General features: G+C 44.5%; 15 protein-coding genes and 1 pseudogene. 7 read left to right on the top strand and 9 right to left on the bottom strand.

From position 1 onward, the window contains the following. The first annotated feature begins 149 nt into the window (after nucleotides 1-149). The 4 genes from KOD92_RS08465 to KOD92_RS08480 all read left to right on the top strand — a co-directional run bounded on the left by KOD92_RS08465 (nucleotide 150) and on the right by KOD92_RS08480 (nucleotide 3,288). Nucleotides 150-401 carry a hypothetical protein gene (locus KOD92_RS08465; protein ID WP_215233109.1) on the top strand — a complete coding sequence of 84 codons (252 nt, stop codon included), beginning with the start codon at nucleotides 150-152 and terminating at the stop codon, nucleotides 399-401. Beyond that, a complete protein-coding gene (locus tag KOD92_RS08470) occupies nucleotides 398-808 on the top strand; it encodes a type II toxin-antitoxin system VapC family toxin (RefSeq protein WP_215233110.1) in 411 nt (136 codons plus the stop codon). Before KOD92_RS08465 ends, KOD92_RS08470 begins: the two co-directional genes overlap by 4 nt. Nucleotides 809-1,360: 552 nt before the next feature. Beyond that, a complete protein-coding gene (locus KOD92_RS08475) occupies nucleotides 1,361-2,356 on the top strand; it encodes a DGQHR domain-containing protein (RefSeq protein ID WP_215233111.1) in 996 nt (331 codons plus the stop codon). 2 nt (nucleotides 2,357-2,358) lie between these two features. Then, nucleotides 2,359-3,288 carry a hypothetical protein gene (locus tag KOD92_RS08480; protein ID WP_215233112.1) on the top strand — a complete coding sequence of 310 codons (930 nt, stop codon included), beginning with the start codon at nucleotides 2,359-2,361 and terminating at the stop codon, nucleotides 3,286-3,288. 174 nt (nucleotides 3,289-3,462) lie between these two features. Here the strand turns inward: KOD92_RS08480 and KOD92_RS08485 are convergent, their stop codons facing one another. The 4 genes from KOD92_RS08485 to KOD92_RS08500 form a co-directional block, all read right to left on the bottom strand. Beyond that, entirely contained in the window at nucleotides 3,463-3,897 is a 435-nt protein-coding gene (locus KOD92_RS08485; protein ID WP_215233113.1) for a helix-turn-helix domain-containing protein, read from the bottom strand. Nucleotides 3,898-3,997: 100 nt separating this feature from the next. Then, nucleotides 3,998-6,511: a membrane or secreted protein gene (locus tag KOD92_RS08490; RefSeq protein WP_215233114.1), complete on the bottom strand. Its 2,514-nt coding sequence runs from the start codon at nucleotides 6,509-6,511 to the stop codon at nucleotides 3,998-4,000. 85 nt (nucleotides 6,512-6,596) lie between these two features. Further along, nucleotides 6,597-8,102: a RagB/SusD family nutrient uptake outer membrane protein gene (locus KOD92_RS08495; RefSeq protein WP_215233115.1), complete on the bottom strand. Its 1,506-nt coding sequence runs from the start codon at nucleotides 8,100-8,102 to the stop codon at nucleotides 6,597-6,599. 20 nt (nucleotides 8,103-8,122) lie between these two features. After that, nucleotides 8,123-11,209 (bottom strand): SusC/RagA family TonB-linked outer membrane protein, encoded by a 3,087-nt coding sequence (locus tag KOD92_RS08500; RefSeq protein ID WP_229254595.1) that lies wholly within the window; start codon nucleotides 11,207-11,209, stop codon nucleotides 8,123-8,125. A 220-nt stretch (nucleotides 11,210-11,429) separates the two neighbouring features. On the opposite strand from KOD92_RS08500, the gene KOD92_RS08505 reads away from it, so the two are divergent. Continuing rightward, complete coding sequence (locus KOD92_RS08505) at nucleotides 11,430-15,458, top strand: hybrid sensor histidine kinase/response regulator transcription factor (protein WP_215233116.1); 4,029 nt, start codon at nucleotides 11,430-11,432, stop codon at nucleotides 15,456-15,458. Nucleotides 15,459-16,059: 601 nt separating this feature from the next. On the opposite strand, the gene KOD92_RS08510 is transcribed toward KOD92_RS08505, so the two are convergent. The 3 genes and pseudogenes from KOD92_RS08510 to KOD92_RS27395 all read right to left on the bottom strand — a co-directional run bounded on the left by KOD92_RS08510 (nucleotide 16,060) and on the right by KOD92_RS27395 (nucleotide 18,507). Next, nucleotides 16,060-17,697 (bottom strand): FtsX-like permease family protein, encoded by a 1,638-nt coding sequence (locus KOD92_RS08510; RefSeq protein WP_406566164.1) that lies wholly within the window; start codon nucleotides 17,695-17,697, stop codon nucleotides 16,060-16,062. A 66-nt stretch (nucleotides 17,698-17,763) separates the two neighbouring features. After that, nucleotides 17,764-18,123: pseudogene (locus KOD92_RS27690) on the bottom strand (ABC transporter permease); the annotation flags it as partial. Nucleotides 18,124-18,150: 27 nt separating this feature from the next. Further along, nucleotides 18,151-18,507, bottom strand: a complete 357-nt coding sequence (locus KOD92_RS27395; protein ID WP_229254597.1) for an ABC transporter permease — start codon at nucleotides 18,505-18,507, stop codon at nucleotides 18,151-18,153. A 440-nt stretch (nucleotides 18,508-18,947) separates the two neighbouring features. On the opposite strand from KOD92_RS27395, the gene KOD92_RS08515 reads away from it, so the two are divergent. Together KOD92_RS08515 and KOD92_RS08520 are read left to right on the top strand one after the other, a co-directional pair. Then, complete coding sequence (locus tag KOD92_RS08515) at nucleotides 18,948-19,775, top strand: helix-turn-helix domain-containing protein (protein ID WP_215233117.1); 828 nt, start codon at nucleotides 18,948-18,950, stop codon at nucleotides 19,773-19,775. A gap of 64 nt (nucleotides 19,776-19,839) precedes the next feature. Next, the gene (locus KOD92_RS08520; RefSeq protein WP_215233118.1) at nucleotides 19,840-20,736 is read left to right on the top strand and encodes a hypothetical protein; all 897 of its coding nucleotides are present in this window, start codon (nucleotides 19,840-19,842) and stop codon (nucleotides 20,734-20,736) included. Nucleotides 20,737-20,760: 24 nt separating this feature from the next. On the opposite strand, the gene uraH is transcribed toward KOD92_RS08520, so the two are convergent. Both uraH and KOD92_RS08530 read right to left on the bottom strand, forming a co-directional pair. After that, a complete protein-coding gene (uraH, locus tag KOD92_RS08525; protein ID WP_215233119.1) occupies nucleotides 20,761-21,171 on the bottom strand; it encodes a hydroxyisourate hydrolase in 411 nt (136 codons plus the stop codon). Nucleotides 21,172-21,397: 226 nt separating this feature from the next. After that, the gene (locus KOD92_RS08530; RefSeq protein ID WP_215233120.1) at nucleotides 21,398-21,994 is read right to left on the bottom strand and encodes a Crp/Fnr family transcriptional regulator; all 597 of its coding nucleotides are present in this window, start codon (nucleotides 21,992-21,994) and stop codon (nucleotides 21,398-21,400) included. Between the last annotated feature and the right edge of the window lie 73 nt (nucleotides 21,995-22,067).

The following is a 22,067-nucleotide window of genomic DNA, read 5'->3' on the forward strand; positions in this document are numbered from 1 at the left end:
GCGCAACTAATGTAAGCATGTAGGAGGTGCGGAGCGCTACCTTTAAATAAGTTGGAAATAGCGCGAATGGAAGTCACTCTTCCAGTATTCAGGCTTGTTCGTTGAATTTTTCCTGTAAACATTGTATTTTCGATGAAATGATCAATACTATGCAGCAGACATTTCAGATAAATCCCGCCAACATCAATGCGCAAGTGATCGAGAATATTCTCGCTACTGCCAAAGCCAAATTTGGAAGTCGTACATTTCGACTCATCATTGATGACGAGCCTATTGCCGCACCGGTTGATCAAAAAGAGCTTTATAAAAAGACGCTGGAACTGCGCGAGCTGTTTAAAGATGTAAGTGTCCCACCTAATTTAAATTTGTCAGACTTGGCAAATGAAATGCTGGGCGAATGAACAAAGTCTATTTTGATACCGATGTTTTGATCCATCTGCTTATTTCGCAAGAACCTGATAAAGCAGAGCTAGCTTACCCACTCTATAAGGCAGCCACAGACAATAACCGTTTTTTTGTTTCATTACTTTGTCTGCAAGAGGTGGCTTATGTACTGCATCGTTTGGGGCAACAACCAGACAACATTGAGCGGATGCTAAACACCTTTTTGCCCTCAGAACCGGTATCTTATGATTTAAACCAAATGATGCGCGGCATTCAACTAGCTAAATTGGTTGGTTTTCAAAATATTAGTGATTGCATTCATACAGCCATAGCCGAAGATCACTGTACAGAGCTAATCACCTTCAACAAATCCGATTTCAAGCGGATCCAAAAGTTCTCCAAGCTTAAAATCACAATCCTGTAATTTCAAGCTACGCGACTACGCCTTGGTACATTGTGATATCAATAACTTCTTGATGCTGACTACTGGTGAAGTAATCGCAGTATACTGGTAATACATTGATTTTGAATGACTATACAAACGAGAGAAAACATATTACAGAACTAGGAATTCGTCACCGCTTCTGAATCCAGCAAATGGAAAGAGCACGAAACACGCAAACTCTGGAACCCGAAAGCTCTTGAAAAGTCAAGGATTATGGCGATTAATGCCCTTGCTGAATTGCGAAAACTTACAACGTGACCGAAGGATTTGCCGGAGAATTTGTAGGTAAGATCTCAGACTGTGAATCACTGGGTGAAGAGAATAGTAATTTCGCAATTGATACGATTGTGCGGAACGCGGAGGTGGGAGGAGTGGAGTTAATTCGAGTTTAAGGGGTTTGATTCCCCGTGAGTGTCTATAAGTCTAGCCGTTGAAAGGCCAGATGAGTAACTTTGATAATATTAATACCTTATATTTAGTTTTTATCTGATCCCATTGCCCGAAATCCACAATATCTAAGTTAACATTGATATGAGCGAGAATGTAAAGTTTAAATGCTTAGAGTGTACTCAGAATGAAAAGACTTTCTATGTATCAGTTCTTCCAAACGACGTCCTTAAGGCAGTCTGTTTCGTTTCGCGAAGAGATGATGATTCGGAAAAGGGATTCCAAAGGATGCTTAATGAATCTAGGGCGCGCGATATAGCCAGACATTTGGATGACCTTAAAGGCGTTATCCCCTCGGCACTTATATTGAGTGCTCAGGATAATGCTAAGTTTCACATAGATCAGACAAAAAGCGAAATTTCGTTTTTTACTGCTAAAAATAGTTTCATGGTATTGGATGGTCAACACCGGTTATATGGATTGCTAAAATCCACTAAAAAATATGTTATCCCAGTCATCATTTTTAATAAATTAAATACTAATCAAGAAGTAAATCTTTTTATTGATATTAATACAACCCAGCGAGGTGTACCAACTACTCTTCTTCTAGATATCAAGAATATGTCCGGGAGAGAATCAAAAAAAGAGGAGAGACAGCGTCAACTGTTTGATAGGCTCAACACAGACAGTGTCCTGGCCGGCCTTCTATCTCCATCAAAAAGCCAAGTTGGAAAGATTACAAGAGTGTCATTTAATCAATCAACAAATGATATCTTCGAAAGTGGCTTTTTTGAAGATAAAGATAATGATATAATATTCAAGGGTGTAAAGAACTATTTAGAAGCGTCTGAAAGAGTATTAAAGCTGAGCAAATCCGAAAAAGCTAAATTGACAAACGCTACTTTTTTTAGATCTCTATTCGCTATTTTTCACGAAGTAGTTGATAAAACATTAAAAGAGCACAGTGATTTGAAGATAGAATCGATATCTAATGTGCTAGAACCCATATCGAAATTAAATTTCGATTCCTACACTGGGACGGGCAATGCAACCTTCAATAAGGTGGTTTCCGATATGAGAAAAGAATTAAATGAGTACGAAAGGCGATATAGCAACATCACTGGGGAACATTTATTTTGAGCATGAATCTTTTCGGTAAAAACTATCTAAGTGTTCGAAATGAGAACGTTCTGCCATTAATATCATATGGAGTTAAAAGAGCAAAATATCAACATTGGTCATTTAAAGATGTAATAACATCCAATATCGTTTCCCTTAACAAGCTTTCAGGCAAATCAGTGGAAATCGAAATTCGAAAAGAAGATTACTATCGGGCACTTCATTGTGACATTGAGCTCTTTATGAATAAGTCAGCCGTACAATATGCGGATTTTTTAAAGTCGAAATCGAATTCTCCTTGCTGGTCTTTTGTGACATTCTACTATTTGACCTTTTTCGCCGTCACATGTTTTTTTCGATTTTTAAACAGAGGATTTATTTTTTTGAGTCGCGAGCAAAAGGATCGATTGGAACAATTTTCACTTGCCGTCTACTCATCTCCAATAACATTAGACAGCGGAAATTATTATTTTAAATTAAAAGAAGTGAACGCTGTTGGAAACATAATTCTTACCCTAAGCTTTAAAGGAGAAAGCGTTCATAAACTTAACTGGATTCAATTAGAAGCAACTTTCAGAGAATTTATTCCAAACTGTGATCACAATGAAAGGACTATGTTTAATTGCTTCTTGTCTCATTTTTCGGCATTTAGGAATGATTTCCCATCAAGCCTAAGAAATGCTCTCAACTATAATGGTGAATCGACAATTTTGGATTTAGAGAATTCAATTCCATACATTGAGATGAAGAATCTTGATAGTGACTTTTTAAAGACCCTTTTTAGTATTGGAATGCAAGATCTCAGAATAAACCATACTAGTAGTCTTGCTCATCTGACCTCTTATTTAATTGAATTTAACAACGAACTATATAATGAGTATATGGTGAGAAGCGGTTTTGGCAAAGATTTCGCTAGGGAGCGGAATCAATATTTGGAAGCAGCAAAGAGGTAAGTTTTTCGTGACATTTTTTTACATTTTATTTATAGTAGTTCTACATGAAATCAGTCAACCTTTAGTTTAGCATACAAGCCGACATTTCACAGGAGGCCCCGCCGGGGCCCAACAAATTATTATCATTCATTTCTAGAAACAGGTTGCTCCTCCGGAGCTTTGCAGTTTACCTATTTACCTCCCCCCAATCAACCGCTCCAACCTTTCCATCATCTCATCCTTCTCCTTCAACATCCGCTCATAAAGCTCCATTTTTTCGTGATGTAACTTCCTGATCTCTTCAATCGGATTTACATTGAATGTTGGAGTATCTCCATTGTTGACGAATGCGCTATCCTTAAAGTCGTGGTAAGTATTCGTGATGATATTAATCGCTTGATTTTCATCAAAATTCCGAATCGCCTCCGCCGGAATTTTCAAAATTGCCGCCACCTGCTCCAAAATATCCGAATCGATCTTTTCCCTCTGTTCTAGCAGGGAGACTTTTTGCTGGTTCCAATCTTCGCCTAATTCGAATGCGAGAGCGTCTTGTTTGATCGCGAGCATTTCGCGAAACCTTTTGAGATTACGGCCTTCGTGGATCTTGGGATTGGAGGTAGTATGTGTCATCTGGAAAGGGTGTTTGGTTAAAATGGCAATTTATGTAAATCTCCCGGGAAGTTTCCGGATAATTTACACGGACCGAAATGTAAGTTACCGGACGGTTAGGTCATTCCAGCGTTACTTTTTGAATCGCGATGCCAGCAAGTGGTTTTTTAGCCTGATCGGTGGCTTGTGTTGGGATAATGGCGATTTGTAGAGTTTCGACATTTATTAAATCAACATTTCCAGCTTTTGGTGTGGTGTCTAGTGAATAGGGTAGAAATCCGGGGTAAGGGCGTGGGAGACTGACGAAGTTTACTTTTTGCATATCGTCCGTCGATACAGCATACGAGCTGATATCCGGTTTTAGATCCAATGTAGCGCCGTAAACGGAACCATCCTTGCCGATAAGTGCAAGCTGAATGGTGCAAGGTTTTTGATCGAGCGAGTGGCCTTGAAAAACCAACTTGTTTTTCGATGATAAATCCGAAGTGCGGCCTGCTACATTGTTTTTGAAATTATAACGCATTGCATATTCTTCTGCTTTTTCCGGGCTTATATTCAGCTCGGAAGTTCCCTTTTCGGGCAAGGGTGTCAAGCGCGAAGTTTTCAGATATGGTCTCAATAATTGCTCGTGATCCAATGCTGCATTAAAAATGGTAATTGGTGAAGATTTTGCCTGAATGTGCGTTTCGAAAGGCTTTTCCTGATCGGAGGGATAGAAGCTTTCTGCTCCGTTTTCTTTGATTACAATGCTGTATTTCAAGACGTTGCCTTTCAAGAGGTCTTCTGGTACAATTGCAGAGTAATGATAGCCACGCTCGTGTGCCAATGCCAGGTCCACAGGCTTTGCACCTTGGGTAAAAATTCTGATACGCGCCGCTTCAGGCTTTTTTAAAGAAACAATCTGCACTTTGAAAGGCAGGCTTTCGCCTGCGGAAACCTGATTAACTGGCGTGTGAAGCACGTAGGTTTTTGTCAGCGTTGTTGCCGGTGCTACGAATTCGTTTAATGTGATATTCTTCCATTTGCTGGTTGCATTTAACTTGCTTGAAGCCCCTTTTTTAACGAGCATATAAGTGCCGGGCGTAATGTCAAATGTCTGATTTTTGGTGAAAACACTTTTGGCATTATTTTCCTGGTTCAATGGCATAATCTCAAAATCATTTCCCAGATCCGGCAGTTGGATCGACATTGGCCACGGGCGCCAGTTGATAACAGCAAGGACTTTGTCCAGACTATTGTATCCAAATGGATCCTGCACCCAGATTGCATCAGGCAAAACTTCCAATCGCCACACGCCGTTTTCAAGCTTATCCAGAAAGTAAGCGCCCGTTCCTTCGTATTTTACAACTGCCGAGTTGCCTGAGCCACTAATATGTTCCAATGCTGCTGCATTGGGTGGAATCGTGGCTGTATTGTTGGTATAAATAAATTTTTCCTTCGTGACCATCTCCGCCAGATCCTGCCCATAACTTACCCTGAAATCGCCAAAAGAAGTATCTGCCGGGAATTTGCCGAAATCTTTATATAGCGGAACATTGTGAAAAACTTCCGACGCTATTTTCAGGCTCAATGCTTTCTGCGGCGTGTAAATCAGGTTCATATAATGCGTGTCATACTCCGTATTGGCATAGGCAAAAAAAGTTGGGTCGTAAGCAAAGTGCGTGGCTAGCTGCATGCCGGCGGTGCGGAAACTGCGCGCCATAGCGGGATAAATATAAGAGCGGCCCACATCGGCAGCATCGAATTCATAGACAATCTTGGCCATTTGTTTAAACCTGGGATTGGTTGCGAAGGGGATTTTGTAGTCGTCCACATTTGGCAGCAAATTGCCCATGATCTCGTGTTTGGCTTGCAATCCCGTGGGATACCACTGGAATGTTCCGCCTTGAATGTCGGCATCGAAATAGCCCTGGGCCAGATGAATGCTGTGGCTGATGTTATAAAAGACCGGCTTTTTAGAGCCGGTCTTCCGCATGGAACTCGTCATACCATTGATAAATGCAGTCACGTCACTGGCTTTCCCGCCGTGCTGAGGCTCGTTGCTGATCTCAAAAGCAATCAAATCGGGCTCGTTCTTGTAAGCCACGCCGGTGTAAGGATTGACGTGGTTGAGAAACTGATACAAATAATTTTGCTGTGCTTTAATCGCATCGGGATTGGTCAGGCAAGCTGCTTTGCCATATTTCCGCGAAAATCCCGGCGTTTTTTCATCCTTTTCCGGCCAGCCATTTCCCCAGTAAGCAATGGGCGTGAGCACAAACCGGATGCCGCGGTCTTTCATCTTTTTCAATGCATAATCCAGCAGTTTCAAATGCTCATTCTCTAGCAGATTTCCCAGCGTATCGCTGATCTCTGTATCCCAGACGTGGACGCGGTAAAGATCAAAACCAAGTCGTGAAAAGTGGTATACATCATTGTCAATGGCTTTTTCGGGCGAAACGCCAAGTTGTTTTGCCACCCGGTAAGCATAGGCAAATGGAACCGTGTAATTTACCCCAAACCCTTTCACTTCCTCTTTTGTCGTGCCCCAGCGCATAACGCCATCTTTGTCCACATAAACATCATTCGTTTGCTGACCAAAAGTCATTTGAACTGCAAAAAGGAAGAAGAAAAAAAAGGCACCGACAAGTTTCATTGAAAAAAGGTTAAAAAGTAAATGCTCCAAAAAAATCGCACACAATAAAAGGCGATGGCCGACTGCTGAAAGCCGACCACCAAAATCAATATCCAGCTGTCTGCTCAATCTTTCCCTCCCCAACATTAATCACATATTGCGGCAAAGGAAATAGTTCAGACGGCCCGTGGTTCACTTTTCCGGCTGCTTCCAGCGCGGAAGCCCATTTTCCATGACGAACCAGATCAATCTTGCGGACGCCTTCAAAATAGAATTCAAAGCCCCTTTCCCGAAGAATAGCGTCATTGAATGCAGCTTTGGAAGCCGTAGCCGTCGCCGGTAAGACGGCAACCCCGCCGTGTTTCGTCCTTACTTCGTTGACCAAAGCGATGGCCTCAGCCGTCGGGCCGGATAACTGGTTAATAGACTCGGCCAGCATTAGTAACACATCGGCATACCTCAAAACTGGCATGTCATTTCCCTGAACGTCAGCACCCGGTGAAGATTCGTCAGGATATTTTCTCAGAACAGGACCACGCATGTTGGTGCGGTTGCGTACTTTTCCGGCTTTGTCGGTGTAGGTTGGAATGAGCAGGTTTCTGCGTTTATCTGCCGGATCAAAAGTGTCGTAAAATGCCCAGGTAGGGCAGAAGACGCCGCTCGGATTGGCCCAGCCACCTCCGAGTTTGATGCTTTTGAAATCGTTTGGCAAACAATAAAGTGCCATTGCGTTGAAATTGCCGCCACCCTCGCCATTAGTGGGCGCCACCGGGTCGCAGTTCACCGCCCAGATGGTTTCAGTATTCACTTCCGTCGATTCGCGGAACAAGCCGGCATAGTCAGAAACCAAGCTGTATTTGCCCAATGCAATCGTTGCCCGCGCTGCTTTTTCGGCCTCCGCCCATTTTTTTTCATTGAGATACAACCGCGTCAACATGCCCAGTGCCAATCCTTTGTTAAACCTGCCATATTCCGAAGGGCTTAGTTCCAGATTTTCAGCCGCAAAATTAAGATCAGCCGCAATCATGGAAACGTACGTTTCTCGCGATGGGCGGGTGAGGTCGCTTTCGGCATTGGTGTTGATTTTGGCGGCGTCGAGGATTACGGGAACCGGGCCGTACATGTGCAGCAGATAGTACATCGTCCAGGCGCGTCCCATTCTGGCCTCGGCGATGAATTTGTTTTTGGCGGCATCGCTGATGGTTGCTTTTTCAATATCGGCAATCACCTGGGTCATTCGGGTAACGTAACGCACTTTTTCAAAATGGCTTTGCTTTCCTTGCGTTCTGAGAAATGTGAAATCTCCTTTGCTGAAAAATTCCCAGAAACCACCCCATTCCGTAAACACATTCATCTGATCGGTGGGCAGGTCAAACATTGCTAAATGTCCGTATTCCGGGCTAAAAAACATGTTTTGGTATTCCACATCGCTGTAACCCCATTTCGAGCCAAAGGGCTTGTAAGCCTGCAATGTGTAAAGTTTAAAGTCAGCCTCGGTTTTAGGAAAGTTGGCAGGGGAGAGCACGCCGGTGAGCACCGGGTCAAAATTTTTCTCGCAGCTGGTGACGGTTAAGCTGGCCGCCACTATACCGGCAATGATGATCTTTTTCATATGATTTTGAATGTCGAATGTTAAAAATTAGCCCGCAGACCAAGGGATACGGTTCTCACCATCGGGTAAGGAGCCGGTCCGCCTTTGATCGAGCTCGCCTGGATCTCTGGGTCAACACCTTTGAAACCTGTCAGAATGAATGCGTTTTGTACATCGGCGAAAACCCGGAGGCTCTTCACATATTTGGTCAAACCACCTGAATTGATGGTGTAGCCCAATGTAATGTTCCGGCAGCGAAGAAAATCCCTTTTGACAAGCCTTGTATCGAGTCCGGCGTCCAATGCGATCGCGCCTTCATTATAGGCTGCGCCAGGTAGCGTTCCGTCTGGATTGGACGTGCTCCAAGCATCTTTGATCCGCTCTGTTCCGCTTTGGTTGCTGGATAGCAAGCTCACCGGGTCACCCCAAAGCGTGGTGAAGTCATTGCCCCACGCGCCATATTGTCCGTAGAAAAACACGCTCAAATCAAACTTGCCGTAAGTGAAGTTGTTACCAAATCCGACGATCGCTTTGGGAATGCCGGAGTAGCTTTTTACATCATTGAAATCCAGCTTTCCATCACCGTTGTTATCGACAAAAATGGGGTTACCAGGCTTACTTGCCGAAGCTGGCTGCCAGGCAGGCACTTCCTGACCTGCTTGCAAAATGCCATTCGTTTGATATACATAAATGATATCGCCGCCCACCGGATCATTCACACGGCCATATTGCGCCGGAGGATCATTTGGGAAGCGCTCCACCCAGCGGTTTGTAAAATGCGTGACATTCAATGTCGTGTTCCAGCTAAAATTCTTGGTTTTCAAATTCTCCGTATTAATGCTGAACTCAAAACCTTTTCGTCGCTGATGACCGCCGTTGATAGGAGAAGTTGAAATAATGGACAGCTGCTGGGTGGTAGCGCTGCTTAACAAACGCGTGCGGTTTTCTGTAAAAACATCCACAGAACCCGTAATACGCTCTTTGAACAAACCAAAATCCAGACCTGCGTTAAAGGTCTTCGTGATCGGCCAGCGAAGGTTGGGGTTATCAAATGCTGTGAGGCGATATGGGAAGTAAACCGCCGAGCCATTGTTGAATGTAACAGCATTAGGATCAGCGCCATAAGCACCATAAGCGACACTGCCCGGGCGCTCGCCTGTCATCCCATAGCTGGCGCGCAGTTTCAAAGTGCTGATCGTAGGGATACCCTGCATAAATGCCTCATTATTGATCTTCCAGCCCGCCGACACAGAAGGGAAATACTGGTATTTATTGTCGGGAAAAAACTTGTCTGCACCATCGCGGCGCACGGTCAGCGAAAGCAGGTAACGATCCAGAAAATCAAAGTTGCTACGGATAAAGAACGAGCGTAGCTTGTTAACCCCTCTGTATGAGCCAATTACTTTCGGGCCGGTAGCAGAGGCCAGGTTGTCGGTGTTGATCGCATCCTGCATATCCGAAGTTTCTACGCTGAAACCTGAGAAATCTTCCAGATACTGACCTACACCCGTCACGACATCCAGATTAAGCCAGTCGCCAAATGATTTTTTGTAGGAAACGGTTGCTTCCATCGTCTGATTCTGTCTGCGTGTTTCGGCCAGTGAAGCCCTTGCTTTGTAGAGTTGCCCCCAGAAAACCGTGATAGGAATGTAGAAATCACGAATTGAATTTTCGCTGTTGTTACCATATAGGAGCTTGGCTGTCAATGTGTTTGGGATAATGTCGATGTCAAGGGATGTATTGGCCAGCAAGCCCTGCGCTTTGGTTTTATCCTTTATATCGAGCAGCGAAACCGGGTTGCCCGTGATTGCAAACTGGCTGTAAGTGCCATCTGCATTGTAAACCGGAACAGAGGAAGGATAGGCCAATGCGGCCTGTAATGCGTTAAAGCCCTGCGTTCCCGAGCCACCCGTTTGCCAGCCTGCCTGTGGATTGGAATATGCATTGCGGTTTGCATTCACATTCACATTCAGCCTGAATATCTTGCTCAAAACAAAATTTACATTTAGCCTGCCCGAGAAACGTGTCAGATCGGACTTTTTCATGGACCCGACCTGGTTGAAATAGTTGCCGGAAAAGAAGTAAGTCGCTTTTTCGGTGCCGCCATTGACGCTCACATTGTGGTTGTCAATGCTTCCCGGCCGCAAAACCTGTCCGAGCCAGTCCGTTCCTTCTCCCGCGTTGCGTATTTGCTCATCGGTAAACTTCTCTGTGTAACCGCTCAAATCCGCAGGCACATTTCCAAACGGTGCCATATTGCGGTCTGCCTGGTATTTGTCTTTGCTTAACTGGTTGAAATACAGCATGTAATCCGACGCGCTCAATGGTTTCAGATACGGCATATTCCTTGAAAAAGAACGGTTGCCATCGTAGCTTACACTCATGCGGCCCGCTTTTCCTTTTTTGGTGGTAATGATCATAACACCATTGGCCGCCGAAACGCCGTAAATTGCCGCACTCGCATCTTTCAGAAATTCGATGGATTCAATGTCGTTTGGGTTCAGGCCAGCCAGTCCACCCCGGTTAACACCCTGCATTTCAACGGAACCATTTCCCGGCTCCATGCTATTTCCCGGATACACCACGCCGTCAATGACCAGCAAGGGGTTGCCTTTTCCACGGATCGAAACCGTAATGTTACCGCCCGGCTGCGAGCTTTGCTGTGTAACCTGCAAACCAGCCGCACGACCAAAGAGCAGCTCCGATACATTGTTATTGGCCGATGTTGGAATTTTTGTAGGATCAACTTTCGAGATGGCCGTAGTCAGGTTTTTCTTGGCAGTCGTTCCATATCCGACAACGACGACTTCGTCCAGGTTTTGCGTGTCTACCAGCAATTTTACATCAATTACAGTCCGGTTCGCGATGGCGATTTCCTGTTTGATATACCCTATAAAAGAAAAAACGAGCGTTTGCTCCCCGGTCGCGCCGTTGGGTAGGGCCAGCGAATAATCGCCATTCTGGTCAGTGGACGTTCCGCTCGTGTTTCCTTTCAAAACCACATTCACGCCGGGCAGGCCGCCTCCCGTGTTGTCAGTCACTTTTCCTTTGATGACCGTCTGCTGCGCTAAGAGCACTGTGCAGGAAGTCATTAGGAAAATCTGCAAAAGCAGTAATATTTTCTTCATGGAATTGATGGATTAAGTTTATATTTTACATTATAATTCATGGTTGCAAGGTAGATCCACCGCCTAAATTCGATTAGAAATAATCTGACGGAAAGCGATAATTTTCTGATATTTGTCTGGTATTTATTATATTTTTTGTTCAAAAAGTCAGTTTTCACGCCAAAAGCGAATGTGTCGGGTCGGTCGGATAAGCAGAACGTGGGGGATTATTTTCTTTTTAATGCTGGCGTGCCTTTCTTCGCATGGGCAGGAGAAATTTTTCAGTACACTCTCAGTCAGCGAGGGCTTGCCCACCAACCTGATCAATGCCGTTGCGCAGGACCGCAATCACTTCATCTGGATCGCCACCGGCGACGGCCTGGCCCGGTACGACGGCTATCATTTCAGGATTTTCAAGAAAGACGGAACACCAAACTCCATTCCCAGCAACGGCGTCCAGAGTGTTTACGCGGACGGCGACGATCTCTGGATCGGGACAGTGAACGGATTGAGCAAGATCAACACGATCACATTTAAAATCACCCGCATTCCCACTGGAACGCATACGAACATACGTTGCTTTTCAAAAGGCGCAGACGGCAATCTCTGGATCGGGACCATGACTGGGCTGATCAAATACAACCCGAATAATGGGACGTTCACAACATTAACCACGCAAAACAGCGACCTCAGCCATAACACCGTCCGCACGATATTTCAAGACAAAAAAGGCATGTTATGGATCGGCACTTACGACCAGCTTAACAGACTGGATCCCAAAACAAGCACATTCACAGCCTTCAATCTGAAAAGAAAAGGCGCTCCAAATGCTCAGAACAACCTCATTTGCGACATTAAACCCATCGCAGGAAATGATGCCCTGCTCTGGGTAGGCACGGAAACCGGCCTTTGCCGCTTCAATATGCTTACCGGCGCGCATGAAAACCTGAACAAACAAACGAAACTGAGTAATCAGGTTGTCAAAGCCATTTATACGGGAAATGACAATAAAATCTGGCTCGGCACCGATTTCGGTTTAAACATTTATAATCTCGTCAATAACACCACTGAGCGCTATTTTCACAATCCGCAATCGCCTTACTCGATTGCCAACAATGTGATCTGGCAGATATTTGAAGACCGGGCGGGTGTGGTTTGGTTTGTAACGTCCAACGGGATCAGCAAGGTTAACCAAATGGATAATCTGTACCAATATCATCATGTGATGCAGCAGGTTGGCGGGCAGACGATTGGAAGTCAGGTGAAGTCTTTTCTGGTCAGCAAGAAAGGAATTTACTGGATCGGCACGCTGCACGGCGTTATCCGTTTTGATCCAAAGACTGGTCAGAGCCGCAAATTCAGCATAGAGTCGCCCGGGCCAGGCCGTCTGATGATCAATAATGTGACCGTCTTGCATGAAGACCGCGATGAGCGCATCTGGATCGGCACTGTTGCGGGCATTCACGTTTGGGATGATGCAAAGCAGATCATGGAGACCATTACCGCCGGGCAAAACAATGGCTTGGCTTCCAATTACATTAACAATTTTGTAGAAACGCCTGACGGGACATTGCTGGTCGGAACCTGGGAAGGCGGCATTTTCAAATCGACGAAAAGGTTGGAGAATGTTAAAGACCTGCATTTCCAGCTGGTATCAAAAGCCGAGACCGATCAGTTCCTATCAGACAAAGAATCGCTCTGGCTGATTGAGTTTGACGAGCTGTTCAGGCTGGATTTGAACACTGGTGTAAAGAAAAAAATCCTTCCTTTTGCCCGGGTAGCGGATCGCAAAACGGTTAGCAGCTTTTTCAAATCCAAAAGCGGAAGCATCTGGGCTGCCACAGAGAATGGACTGGTTGAATATGTCCCTTCCACAAAAAAGGCGTCTTTTCACGCCATCCCGAACCATAACATGGCCAGGGCCACCATTACGGAAGATCAAAAGGGCAATATTTGGGTTGCGACCAATACGGCACTGGAAAAATTTACGCCTGCAAGTCGAAAAGTAGAATTCTACCCACTCAATAAAAATCTCCCCATTAAGAGTTTCTACGCCGGTTGCGTGGGCAAATCCGCTTCCGGCGAGCTGTTTTTTGGCGGAGACAATGGTTATATCTCATTCTCACCAGAGAAGGCGATCCCAAATGGTTATCAGCCCAGGGTGATTCTGACCGATTTGTTACTCAACAACAAGGAAGTGGAAATCGGTGAAAAACTAGATAACCGCGTGATTCTGGATCGGGATATTTCCTATATGCCCAAAATAGAGCTCGACTATGGACAACGCTCGCTGGAATTGAAATTTGCATCATTGCATTTCTGGCAACCGGAAATGAACACGTATTCCTATAAGCTCGAAGGTGCCGACGAAAACTGGACGACGACTTCGGGCAATAAAAACTTTGCAGTATACTCGAACCTCTCGCCCGGAACGTACACTTTTAAGGTGAGGGGCACCAACAATAACGGGATTTGGAGCAAGGAAATAAGCGTAACGGAAATTACCATTAATCCGCCATTGCTGTTAAGCAAAGGGTTTTTGGCTTTGTACGTGATATTAATTGCGGCGGGCGTTTACGTTGCATTGAAAATCTATTCAGGTAGAATCAAACTGGAAAATGAGCTGAAAATTAGTAAGCTGGAAATTGCCCATGCCGAAGAAATAGAGCAAACCAAGGAGCAGTTTTTTACCAATATTTCCCACGAGCTGCGCACGCCGATTAGCCTCATACTGCCTCCCATTCACCAGATCATGCGAAATGGGAAGCTGGATGCTGATAATTTCAAGCTGATCTCGCTGGCCGAAAAGAATTCGCACCGCTTGCTTCGGGTTGTGAACCAGGTCCTGGATTTCAAGAAAATGCAGGAAGATAAACTGTATCTTAATACGTCTAAAATTGAGATTATCGGGTTGCTGCGAGAGCTCTACTCACATTTTGCCGACAAAGCAGCCAGGCACGAGGTTGATTACACATTCACCATCAGCACAGCGGAATTTGAGCTTTTTGCCGATGCAGAAAAGATCGAAACGATCGTATTAAATCTTTTGTCAAATGCTTTTAAGTTCACGCCAAAGGGCGGTTCAATCGCGGTGAATGTTGAAATTATAAATGAAGAAGATCCTGACGATTTTGCGGTGCAAATAGCCATTTCGGACACTGGGATTGGTATTTCAGCCGACGATCAAAAACGCATTTTCGAACGCTTTTACCAGACCGCCGAATCCAGAAAAAGGGAAATGGGTTCGGGGATTGGGCTTGCGCTGACGTTGGAATATGTAAAAATGCACAGTGGAGAAATAAAGCTCGAAAGCGAGCCAGGGGAAGGAAGCGTTTTTACAATTTTGCTTCCAAAAGGGAATGCCGAGCAATTGGTATTGGAACACAGTGATCCGGATTCATTTCCCATTTTCCAGGCACCATTGTCAAATACGGAAGCGTATGAAACGGTCAATTCTGGCCGTAATAAGCCGCTGCTAATGATCGTGGAAGACAACCCGGATATGGTTGATTTTATACGACTAACACTTCATGATAAATACCGCTTTGTGATTGCGGGCGATGGAGAAGAAGGATTGCTGAAAGCTGGTCAATATCTACCAGATCTGATAATTTCAGACGTTATGATGCCAATTATGGATGGTTTGAAGTTTTGTAAAATGCTCAAAAGCGATCCTAAAACCAGCCGGATCGCGGTAATATTGCTCACTGCGCGGAGCCTGACTTCCCAGAAAATCGAAGGGATCAGGGTTGGCGCCGACGCTTATATTACCAAACCATTTGACATTGAACTGCTTGATGCGCAGATTAGTAATCTTTTGCAGCGTAAGGAAGAAATGAGCACCTATGTCCGTCAAAACCTGATCATAACACCGGAAGTGAAAGACGGCAAAGAGAATGTCGATGAGAAGTTTGTCAAAAAAGTGATGAGTATCGTTGAAGTGCACATCTCCGATCCCGAATTCAATGTAGAAGTGCTTGCCTCGGAAATGGGCATGAGCTCGGCGCATTTGTCCCGAAAGCTTAAAACTTTGACGCAGTTTTCTGCCAATGAGATTATTAAGAAATACCGCATCAAAAAGGCATCCCTGCTGCTGGGAAATAATGAGGGGAATGTGTCTGAGGTAATGTATGATGTGGGCTTTTCAAATCTGTCTTATTTCTCCAAATGTTTTAGGGAAGAATTTGGGGTCTCGCCTAAGGAATATGGCAAGAAGGCTTCTGGTAAGTATAGGGCAGATTCGCTGGATAGCTCGGTTTGGTCAGCCTGACCGGAGTCTGACTATCAACCAATGAAGTAAGGTTGTAACCGGGTTTTTGGAATCTGCCAAAAGCAAAAAGCCCGTCAACATGCGTTGAAGGGCTTCTGTACTTGTACTGGAACAAATGTCGGACCAATTACTGGATCACTGGAAATTAGTGTCGCACTTAATCAATTGAAAATCAGAGTATAGTTTTCATTCCTTGCTCAGTTCTCCAATTCTCCCTATCTAAAAAAGATTATCGGTGACGAAATTTCCGTTCAGATAGCACCCGTACTAGAACTTTTTCGTGCGGCAATAGCGGATTAGCAGATCGCTGATATCGATGTTAATCTATTGTACACTCTGATCTGTAATCAGGCATTCGGTGTAAATCAATACCTTTCTTCAATAAATTTTCGGGAAGAGAACAGCGTGAGATCATTGAAAATACGTTCTCCATGTTTTGGACGCTGAAATAGTGTTGTAGAAACCGAAAGTGAAAATAATACTAACAGGAGCCACAGGAATGATCGGGGAAGGTGTTTTGCTATATGTCCTTGATCATCCCAATATTACAGGGGTGTTGAAGTAATTACCAAGCATATCATTGGAATGTTTATGGATTTAACTATTCATTTCGAAGCGACTGGACCGGGTTCATCAGCGCGGCTTTTAGGCTTTGGAAGCCGACAGTGAGAATTGCAATGACGATGACAAGTCCGCCTGCGCCCGCAAACATCCACCAGGCAATGTCGGTTTGGTAGGCGAAATCCTGTAACCATTTTTTCATCAGATAACCGGCAATAGGGCACGCGATGAGAATGGAAATGATGACAAGCCGTAAAAAGTCCTTTGACACCAATGCAAGAATGCTGGCAATGCTTGCGCCCAGCACTTTCCGGACGCCGATTTCCTTGGTACGCTGCTCGGTCATGTAACTCGCCAGGCCAAACAAACCCAGACAGGCAATGAATATGGCCAGCATCGAGGCCAGCGCGAAAACTTGGCTGTATTGCTTTTCATCATTGTATTGCTCGTTGTATTTCTGGTCCACAAAGTAATATTCGAATGGATTGCCCGGGTAGGCAGCCTTGTAAAGCGCTTCCAATTCTTTGAGTTGCCGCTGCATATTGGTCGTAGCGAGTTGCAAAACGAGCTTTCCACCCGAGCGGCGCGGCATGAAAATGATCGGATCAACCGCCTTTTGCAACCCCTGGTGATTGTAATCTTTTACCACGCCGACAATCTCAAAAGACTGTCCCCAGCTGATCATTGCCCCCGCCGCTTTCTGCGGCGATTCAAATCCAAGCTGCCGCGCTGCGGATTCATTGATCATGAGCTTTCCACTTTTTTCCCAACCTTGTTCCGCTTCGTGGACCGTAAAATTCCGGCCAGTTACCAGCCCGATTTGAAAGACAGATAAATAGCGATCATCAATGATGCCCATCGCATAGCCTTTTTTAGCGTCGTCGGATTTTTCGCCTTGCTTGACAATGCCTGCTGCATTGAATGAATAGTAATTGCCCGGCACGATGCCTGTGTGACAAAGGTTGTTGACATAGGGAAGCGCACTGACCTGATTGTCTAGCAATGCCGAGCTTGTGCCGAGCGCTTTGTCGTCTTCAAGCTGCGGGCCGTTGATCACCAGCCTTTGCTCGGCTTTGAAGCCCAGGTCTTTATTTTGCATGTATTGAAGCTGCTTGTACAAGACCAGCGTGGCAATGATCAGGATGATAGAAACACTGAACTGCGCGATCACCAGCACTTTCCGAAGCCAGTTTTCTTTACCTGCATTCAGTTTTAAGCCCGAAGTGCCTTTCAGTATTTGGATAGGTTGCAAAGAAGTGATCGAAAATGCAACGTAGCTGCCTGACAGAAATGCACCCAAGACCAGCAAGATCGCCGCAGCAATCCACGAAGGGTCAGCAAGCAACCTTTCGATTGAGAAGTTTTTCTGCGTAAAATCATTAAAAGGCTTTTGAAACGAATAAACCAGCAGTACTGCCACCACGAAGCCAATGATGTTCAGCAGAAAAGACTCGCCTAAAAATTGGTTAACCAACTGAAACCGGCCTGCGCCTACAACTTTTCTGACGCCCACTTCTTTGGCCCGTTTGAGCGACGCAGCCGTTGAAAGATTAATGTAATTGAACCAGGCAATGACCAAAATCAGAATAGCAATGCCACCCAGGAGGTAGACGAACGACAAGCTGCCACTTGTTTGGTAAGGGTCATCCATGGAAGAGCCCAAGTGAATCTGAGACATAGGTTGAAGCACAAATTTGCTTTTATCCTGCGGGTCGAGCTTGGTTTTTAATGTGTTAATCTTGCTTTCAAGAGTAGCTGAATTGGCTTTGCCGGTTAGTTGGAAATAGTTGGTGACGTAGGAGCCATCAAAACCATCGAGCCGCGCCCAGCCGTTGCCATTCAAGTTAGCTGGGTTGGCGAGCGTTTGCAGCGAAAGAATTGCATCAAATTGAATGTCCGAATTTTCGGGCATGTCTGCGTACACAGCCGTGACATTGTATAATGTTTTTCCAAACTGATTATTGACTACCAATGTTTTGCCAAGAGCGTTCTCCAAACCAAAATATTTTTTAGCCCGTGAAGCTGATATTACAATGGTATTTGTCTCAGAAAGAGCGGATTGAATATTTCCAGAAATAAGTGGAAATGTGAATAGTGTAAGAAAGCTCCCATCGGCATAGGCAAGCCTGTCTTACTGATACAATTGAACGGACTTCTTTTTGTCTTGACTTTCAATGGTAATGATCCCATTCGCCGAGCCTTCGGCAACACGGCAAAACGCCTTAATATCGCTAAATTCTTTCTTAACCAAAGGCGCAATGGCTGGTGCCATTTGGACAAAAACATCGCCGGTGGGCCGGCTATCCAGCATCCGGTATAAGGTTGGCAGATTCTTATGGAACGTGTTGACGCTTTTTTCAAAGGCAACATATTCAAAGATCAATATAAATGCAGCGATGCCCAGCCCAAGGCCAGCCACATTGATGATCGAGAACAACCTGTTTTTTAGTAGGCTGCGAAAGGCGATTTTAAGGTAGGATTGCAGCATGTAAGTTGAGTTAGTTCAGGTTCGTTTATACCAGTACGTCAACTATTGTACCATGAGCTAAAAAATAAATCAGCCCACTTGAAATGGCCTTTTGTGCTTTTTATTGTTGTTCAATTTCGGACATCTAGCTAGTCTAATGTACGCCGCCAAGTAATCACTAGGATAGGGAAGGTAGACTGAATTTAGTGTCGAAATAGGAGATCTGATTCTAGGCCCATCAGGTATGTAATAAAACGAACCAATTTTTACACCGTCTACAATCACGCCAATCTCTTTATGCACAGCTGGTTCATTCAAACGGCGATATTACTGTATGCTAAGGTCTATAACTTTATTTTCCCGTTTATATAAACGATGCAAATACATCTAAGACAATGTGTTATACCTGTTTTTTGTACCTTGGGAATACAACGATAATTATTGCTAGACCTGCACGTTAAATGGAAGTAAAAACACACCTGTTGCACCCGGCGCTCCATGAATATGTACTTAACATATTGACGGTAGATTTGACGCTGATGGATGGAGTTAGTGAGGTGGTAACACCCTTTCCGCCTTCGCCTTTTCAATCATTGATGTTTTATTGCAATGATCCTGTATCGATGGGCCGTCTCGGGTTAGCGAGTTTTGAAGTGCAGCCACTTGTTTTGCTTACCGGTCCCCAGCTTTCCCGTGTAAATGTCAAAGTGCACAAACGTCTCAGGTCGGTACGCGTTGACTTTCTGCCGGGCGCCATGTACCGCATCTTGAACGTTCCTATGCACAGGTTGGCTGATAGCGGGTTTGATGCACTGGATTTTTTTGATGCCGAAATGCGAAGCGTCAATGAGCGCTTACAAAATATAGGCAACGTACAGGAAGGTAAAAATATAGTCGAAGAATTCCTTTTAAAAAGGGTAGTCGGTCTCAGAAAGGCGTTGCCCTTTGATGCTGCCATTCGCGCGCTTCTGGCAACTAATGGTGCAATGTCTATTGAGAAGACGGCGTCACTTTCCTGTCTGAGCTTAAAACAATTTGAAAGGACATGTAAAGAAAGAATAGGCATGAACCCGAAATTCTATGCCCGCATTTTAAAATTTTCCAAAGCATACAGGCTTCGGGAAGATTTCCCCCAAATCAGCTGGTTACAAATAGCGCACGAAGCAGGATACTTTGATCAAATGCACATGATCAGGGACTTCAAGATCTTTGCCGGGGTAAATCCTTCTAGGATAGAACAAGAACTGCTTTCAACGCCGCTACGTATGCAAAAGGACATTCGTTACTGAGAAAATGTCGATTTTATACTAGGCACAGGGTCAACTTGTAAGATAGTTTTGTGATAAAAAGATCATGAAAACATCTCATCTGGCATTATTTATCGCGTGCTTTCTTCTCATTTGCAATCCTGTAAATGCACAGTCTTATGAAGGATTGACGCATTTGAAGGGACTTAAAACAGATACTTATTACAGTAGCGGGTCGGAAGCAAAGGCCAGGCGCATGGCCCAGCAACTCGATAACGTGCAAGCATTCTACACCGAGCTGTTACAATTTACGCCAACAGTAACCCTTCTGATACTCTCGCCGGGTGATTGGAAAAACTTCACCAAATTTCCTTTTTACGGTATGCCTCATTATACCAGCAATAAAACGCTGATAGTGGCTGCCGAAAACAATGATCACTGGAAAAGCATGGTTCCAGCTACTGACAAAATTCCAGCCATATATGCCGGGCCCGTTAAGGAAGCCTATACAGATAAGAATGGCGGACTGAATATGGAGCCATTCTTTGACTTGCTGGCAATTCATGAACTAGGTCATGCTTATCATAACCAGGGCGGTTTGGTCATGCAGCGCAGGTGGATGGGCGAGTTATTTCCAAACATTTTGCTTCATACTTACATTGCTGAAAAGGAGCCTGAGCTTTTGAATGCGCTGACTACATTTCCTAAAATGGCCGTTGCAACCACTGACAGGTCTACATTAAAATATAACACACTGCAAGAGCTGGAAAAAAATTATAGTCAGATAGGGCCAAATTACCCGCAAAACTACGGTTGGTACCAGTGCCGCTGGCATATTGCCGCAGGCGAAATCTATGACGCGAGCAGTACTGATGGCCTTAAAAACTTATGGAACGCACTAAAAACCCAAAGAGAGATTTTAGGTGATCCCGAATTGGCTGAGTTACTTGGTAAAAAGGCGCATAAAAGCGTTGCAGATGTCCAGCTGAATTGGGATAAATGACATTCCAGGCCATAGATGGGTAGGTTAGTTGCCCCTGTAAGTAGAATAACCGTAAGCCGAGAGTGTGATTGGTACATGATAATGCTTGCTGTCTTTAATTTCGAAGACCACTTCGATGAATGGATAAAAACTATTTGTGTTTTGGCTCTTAAAATAATCAGCTGTTAAAAAAGTCAATTTGTAAATGCCTTTATTATCGGCTTTTTCTGAACTTAGAAAGTCTGAGATCCGGCCATTGGCATCCGTCACTTTCTCGTCAATGACCGACCAAGTTTTTTTATCAGAGTCCATTTTTTCAAGTCGAATAGGTACACCTGATGCCGGCGTGCCCTTAGATATGTCAAGGATATGACTTGATAACTGAAACGTTTTTGCCTGCGAGTGAGCCAGTGTAGTGCTCAGGATAAGACCCAGCGTAAGAAGTAAGTTCCTCATTTTTAAGGTTGGTTAAGTTCTGTAAAAATTCCCGCCTGCTGAATGCTGGCGGATTTTGCAATCAAATCATCATTCTCAGGGCTACCGCCACCTGCAACGCCAATGGGGCCTGCGCAATCAAAGCAGTTGGAAGTAGAAGAAGTAATATTAACAGTCTGATTGTCATTATTTTTTTTTGCAAAACTACAACTTCAATCTTCCCTGAATGTTGACCTATGTCAACGTTTTAAAGCCTTGATTTTGCACGGCTCAGCGTAGATGGAGAAATTCCCAGGTAGGAAGCGGCCATTTTGTTGGATACCCGAAGCAAGAAGTTAGGCTGAGACGCGATGACCCACCTTACTTTTTCAAGCGCATCAAACCCCTGGAAGCCATAAATACGTTTTTGAGCATTCACAAATCCAATTTCAAGTATTTCCCTGTAAATGTTGCTGAACTCGCTGGTGGTGTCTACAAGTTGGAAAAAGTCTTTACGGGATATAGCGAGCAGTTCTGATTTTTCAATTGCCTGCAAATACTCTAATGCAGGCTTCTGATCTATGAAACTTGGAAGAGCAGTGGCAAACATGCCTTCAAAGGCAAAATAACGGGAAGTTTCAATTCCCGCATTGTTTACCGTAAAGAGCCGAAGACAGCCGGAATTTATAAAGTAGTGCGTCTTGCAAACCTCATCATAACTGATAAGTATCTCGTTGCGGGAAACTTTTACCGCCTTAAAACATGACAGAATGCTTTGTAATCTTTCTTCGTCAATTTCATATTTACGCACCAGATAAGTCGCAAGAGGCTGATAAATGGCGGGTAATGAATTTATAGGCTGCATGATTACAAGGCTAGCTTAATACCAGATACCGACGGGTAGTGAGATATAAATTAGATTGGAAGGAATTTGGTCA

The sequence above is a fragment of the Dyadobacter linearis genome (genome assembly GCF_907165045.1).
Lineage (GTDB): Bacteria > Bacteroidota > Bacteroidia > Cytophagales > Spirosomataceae > Dyadobacter > Dyadobacter linearis.

Coding starts and splice junctions, on each gene's coding strand:
- uraH (WP_215233119.1), bottom strand. CDS start 21,171: ATGAGGAACTTACTTCTTACGCTGGGTCTTATCCTGAGCACTACACTG.
- KOD92_RS08470 (WP_215233110.1), top strand. CDS start 398: ATGAACAAAGTCTATTTTGATACCGATGTTTTGATCCATCTGCTTATT.
- KOD92_RS08475 (WP_215233111.1), top strand. CDS start 1,361: ATGAGCGAGAATGTAAAGTTTAAATGCTTAGAGTGTACTCAGAATGAA.
- KOD92_RS08495 (WP_215233115.1), bottom strand. CDS start 8,102: ATGAAAAAGATCATCATTGCCGGTATAGTGGCGGCCAGCTTAACCGTC.
- KOD92_RS08480 (WP_215233112.1), top strand. CDS start 2,359: ATGAATCTTTTCGGTAAAAACTATCTAAGTGTTCGAAATGAGAACGTT.
- KOD92_RS08505 (WP_215233116.1), top strand. CDS start 11,430: ATGCTGGCGTGCCTTTCTTCGCATGGGCAGGAGAAATTTTTCAGTACA.
- KOD92_RS08530 (WP_215233120.1), bottom strand. CDS start 21,994: ATGCAGCCTATAAATTCATTACCCGCCATTTATCAGCCTCTTGCGACT.
- KOD92_RS08510 (WP_406566164.1), bottom strand. CDS start 17,697: ATGTCTCAGATTCACTTGGGCTCTTCCATGGATGACCCTTACCAAACA.
- KOD92_RS08500 (WP_229254595.1), bottom strand. CDS start 11,209: ATGAAGAAAATATTACTGCTTTTGCAGATTTTCCTAATGACTTCCTGC.
- KOD92_RS27395 (WP_229254597.1), bottom strand. CDS start 18,507: ATGCTGCAATCCTACCTTAAAATCGCCTTTCGCAGCCTACTAAAAAAC.
- KOD92_RS08485 (WP_215233113.1), bottom strand. CDS start 3,897: ATGACACATACTACCTCCAATCCCAAGATCCACGAAGGCCGTAATCTC.
- KOD92_RS08515 (WP_215233117.1), top strand. CDS start 18,948: ATGGAAGTAAAAACACACCTGTTGCACCCGGCGCTCCATGAATATGTA.
- KOD92_RS08520 (WP_215233118.1), top strand. CDS start 19,840: ATGAAAACATCTCATCTGGCATTATTTATCGCGTGCTTTCTTCTCATT.
- KOD92_RS08465 (WP_215233109.1), top strand. CDS start 150: ATGCAGCAGACATTTCAGATAAATCCCGCCAACATCAATGCGCAAGTG.
- KOD92_RS08490 (WP_215233114.1), bottom strand. CDS start 6,511: ATGAAACTTGTCGGTGCCTTTTTTTTCTTCTTCCTTTTTGCAGTTCAA.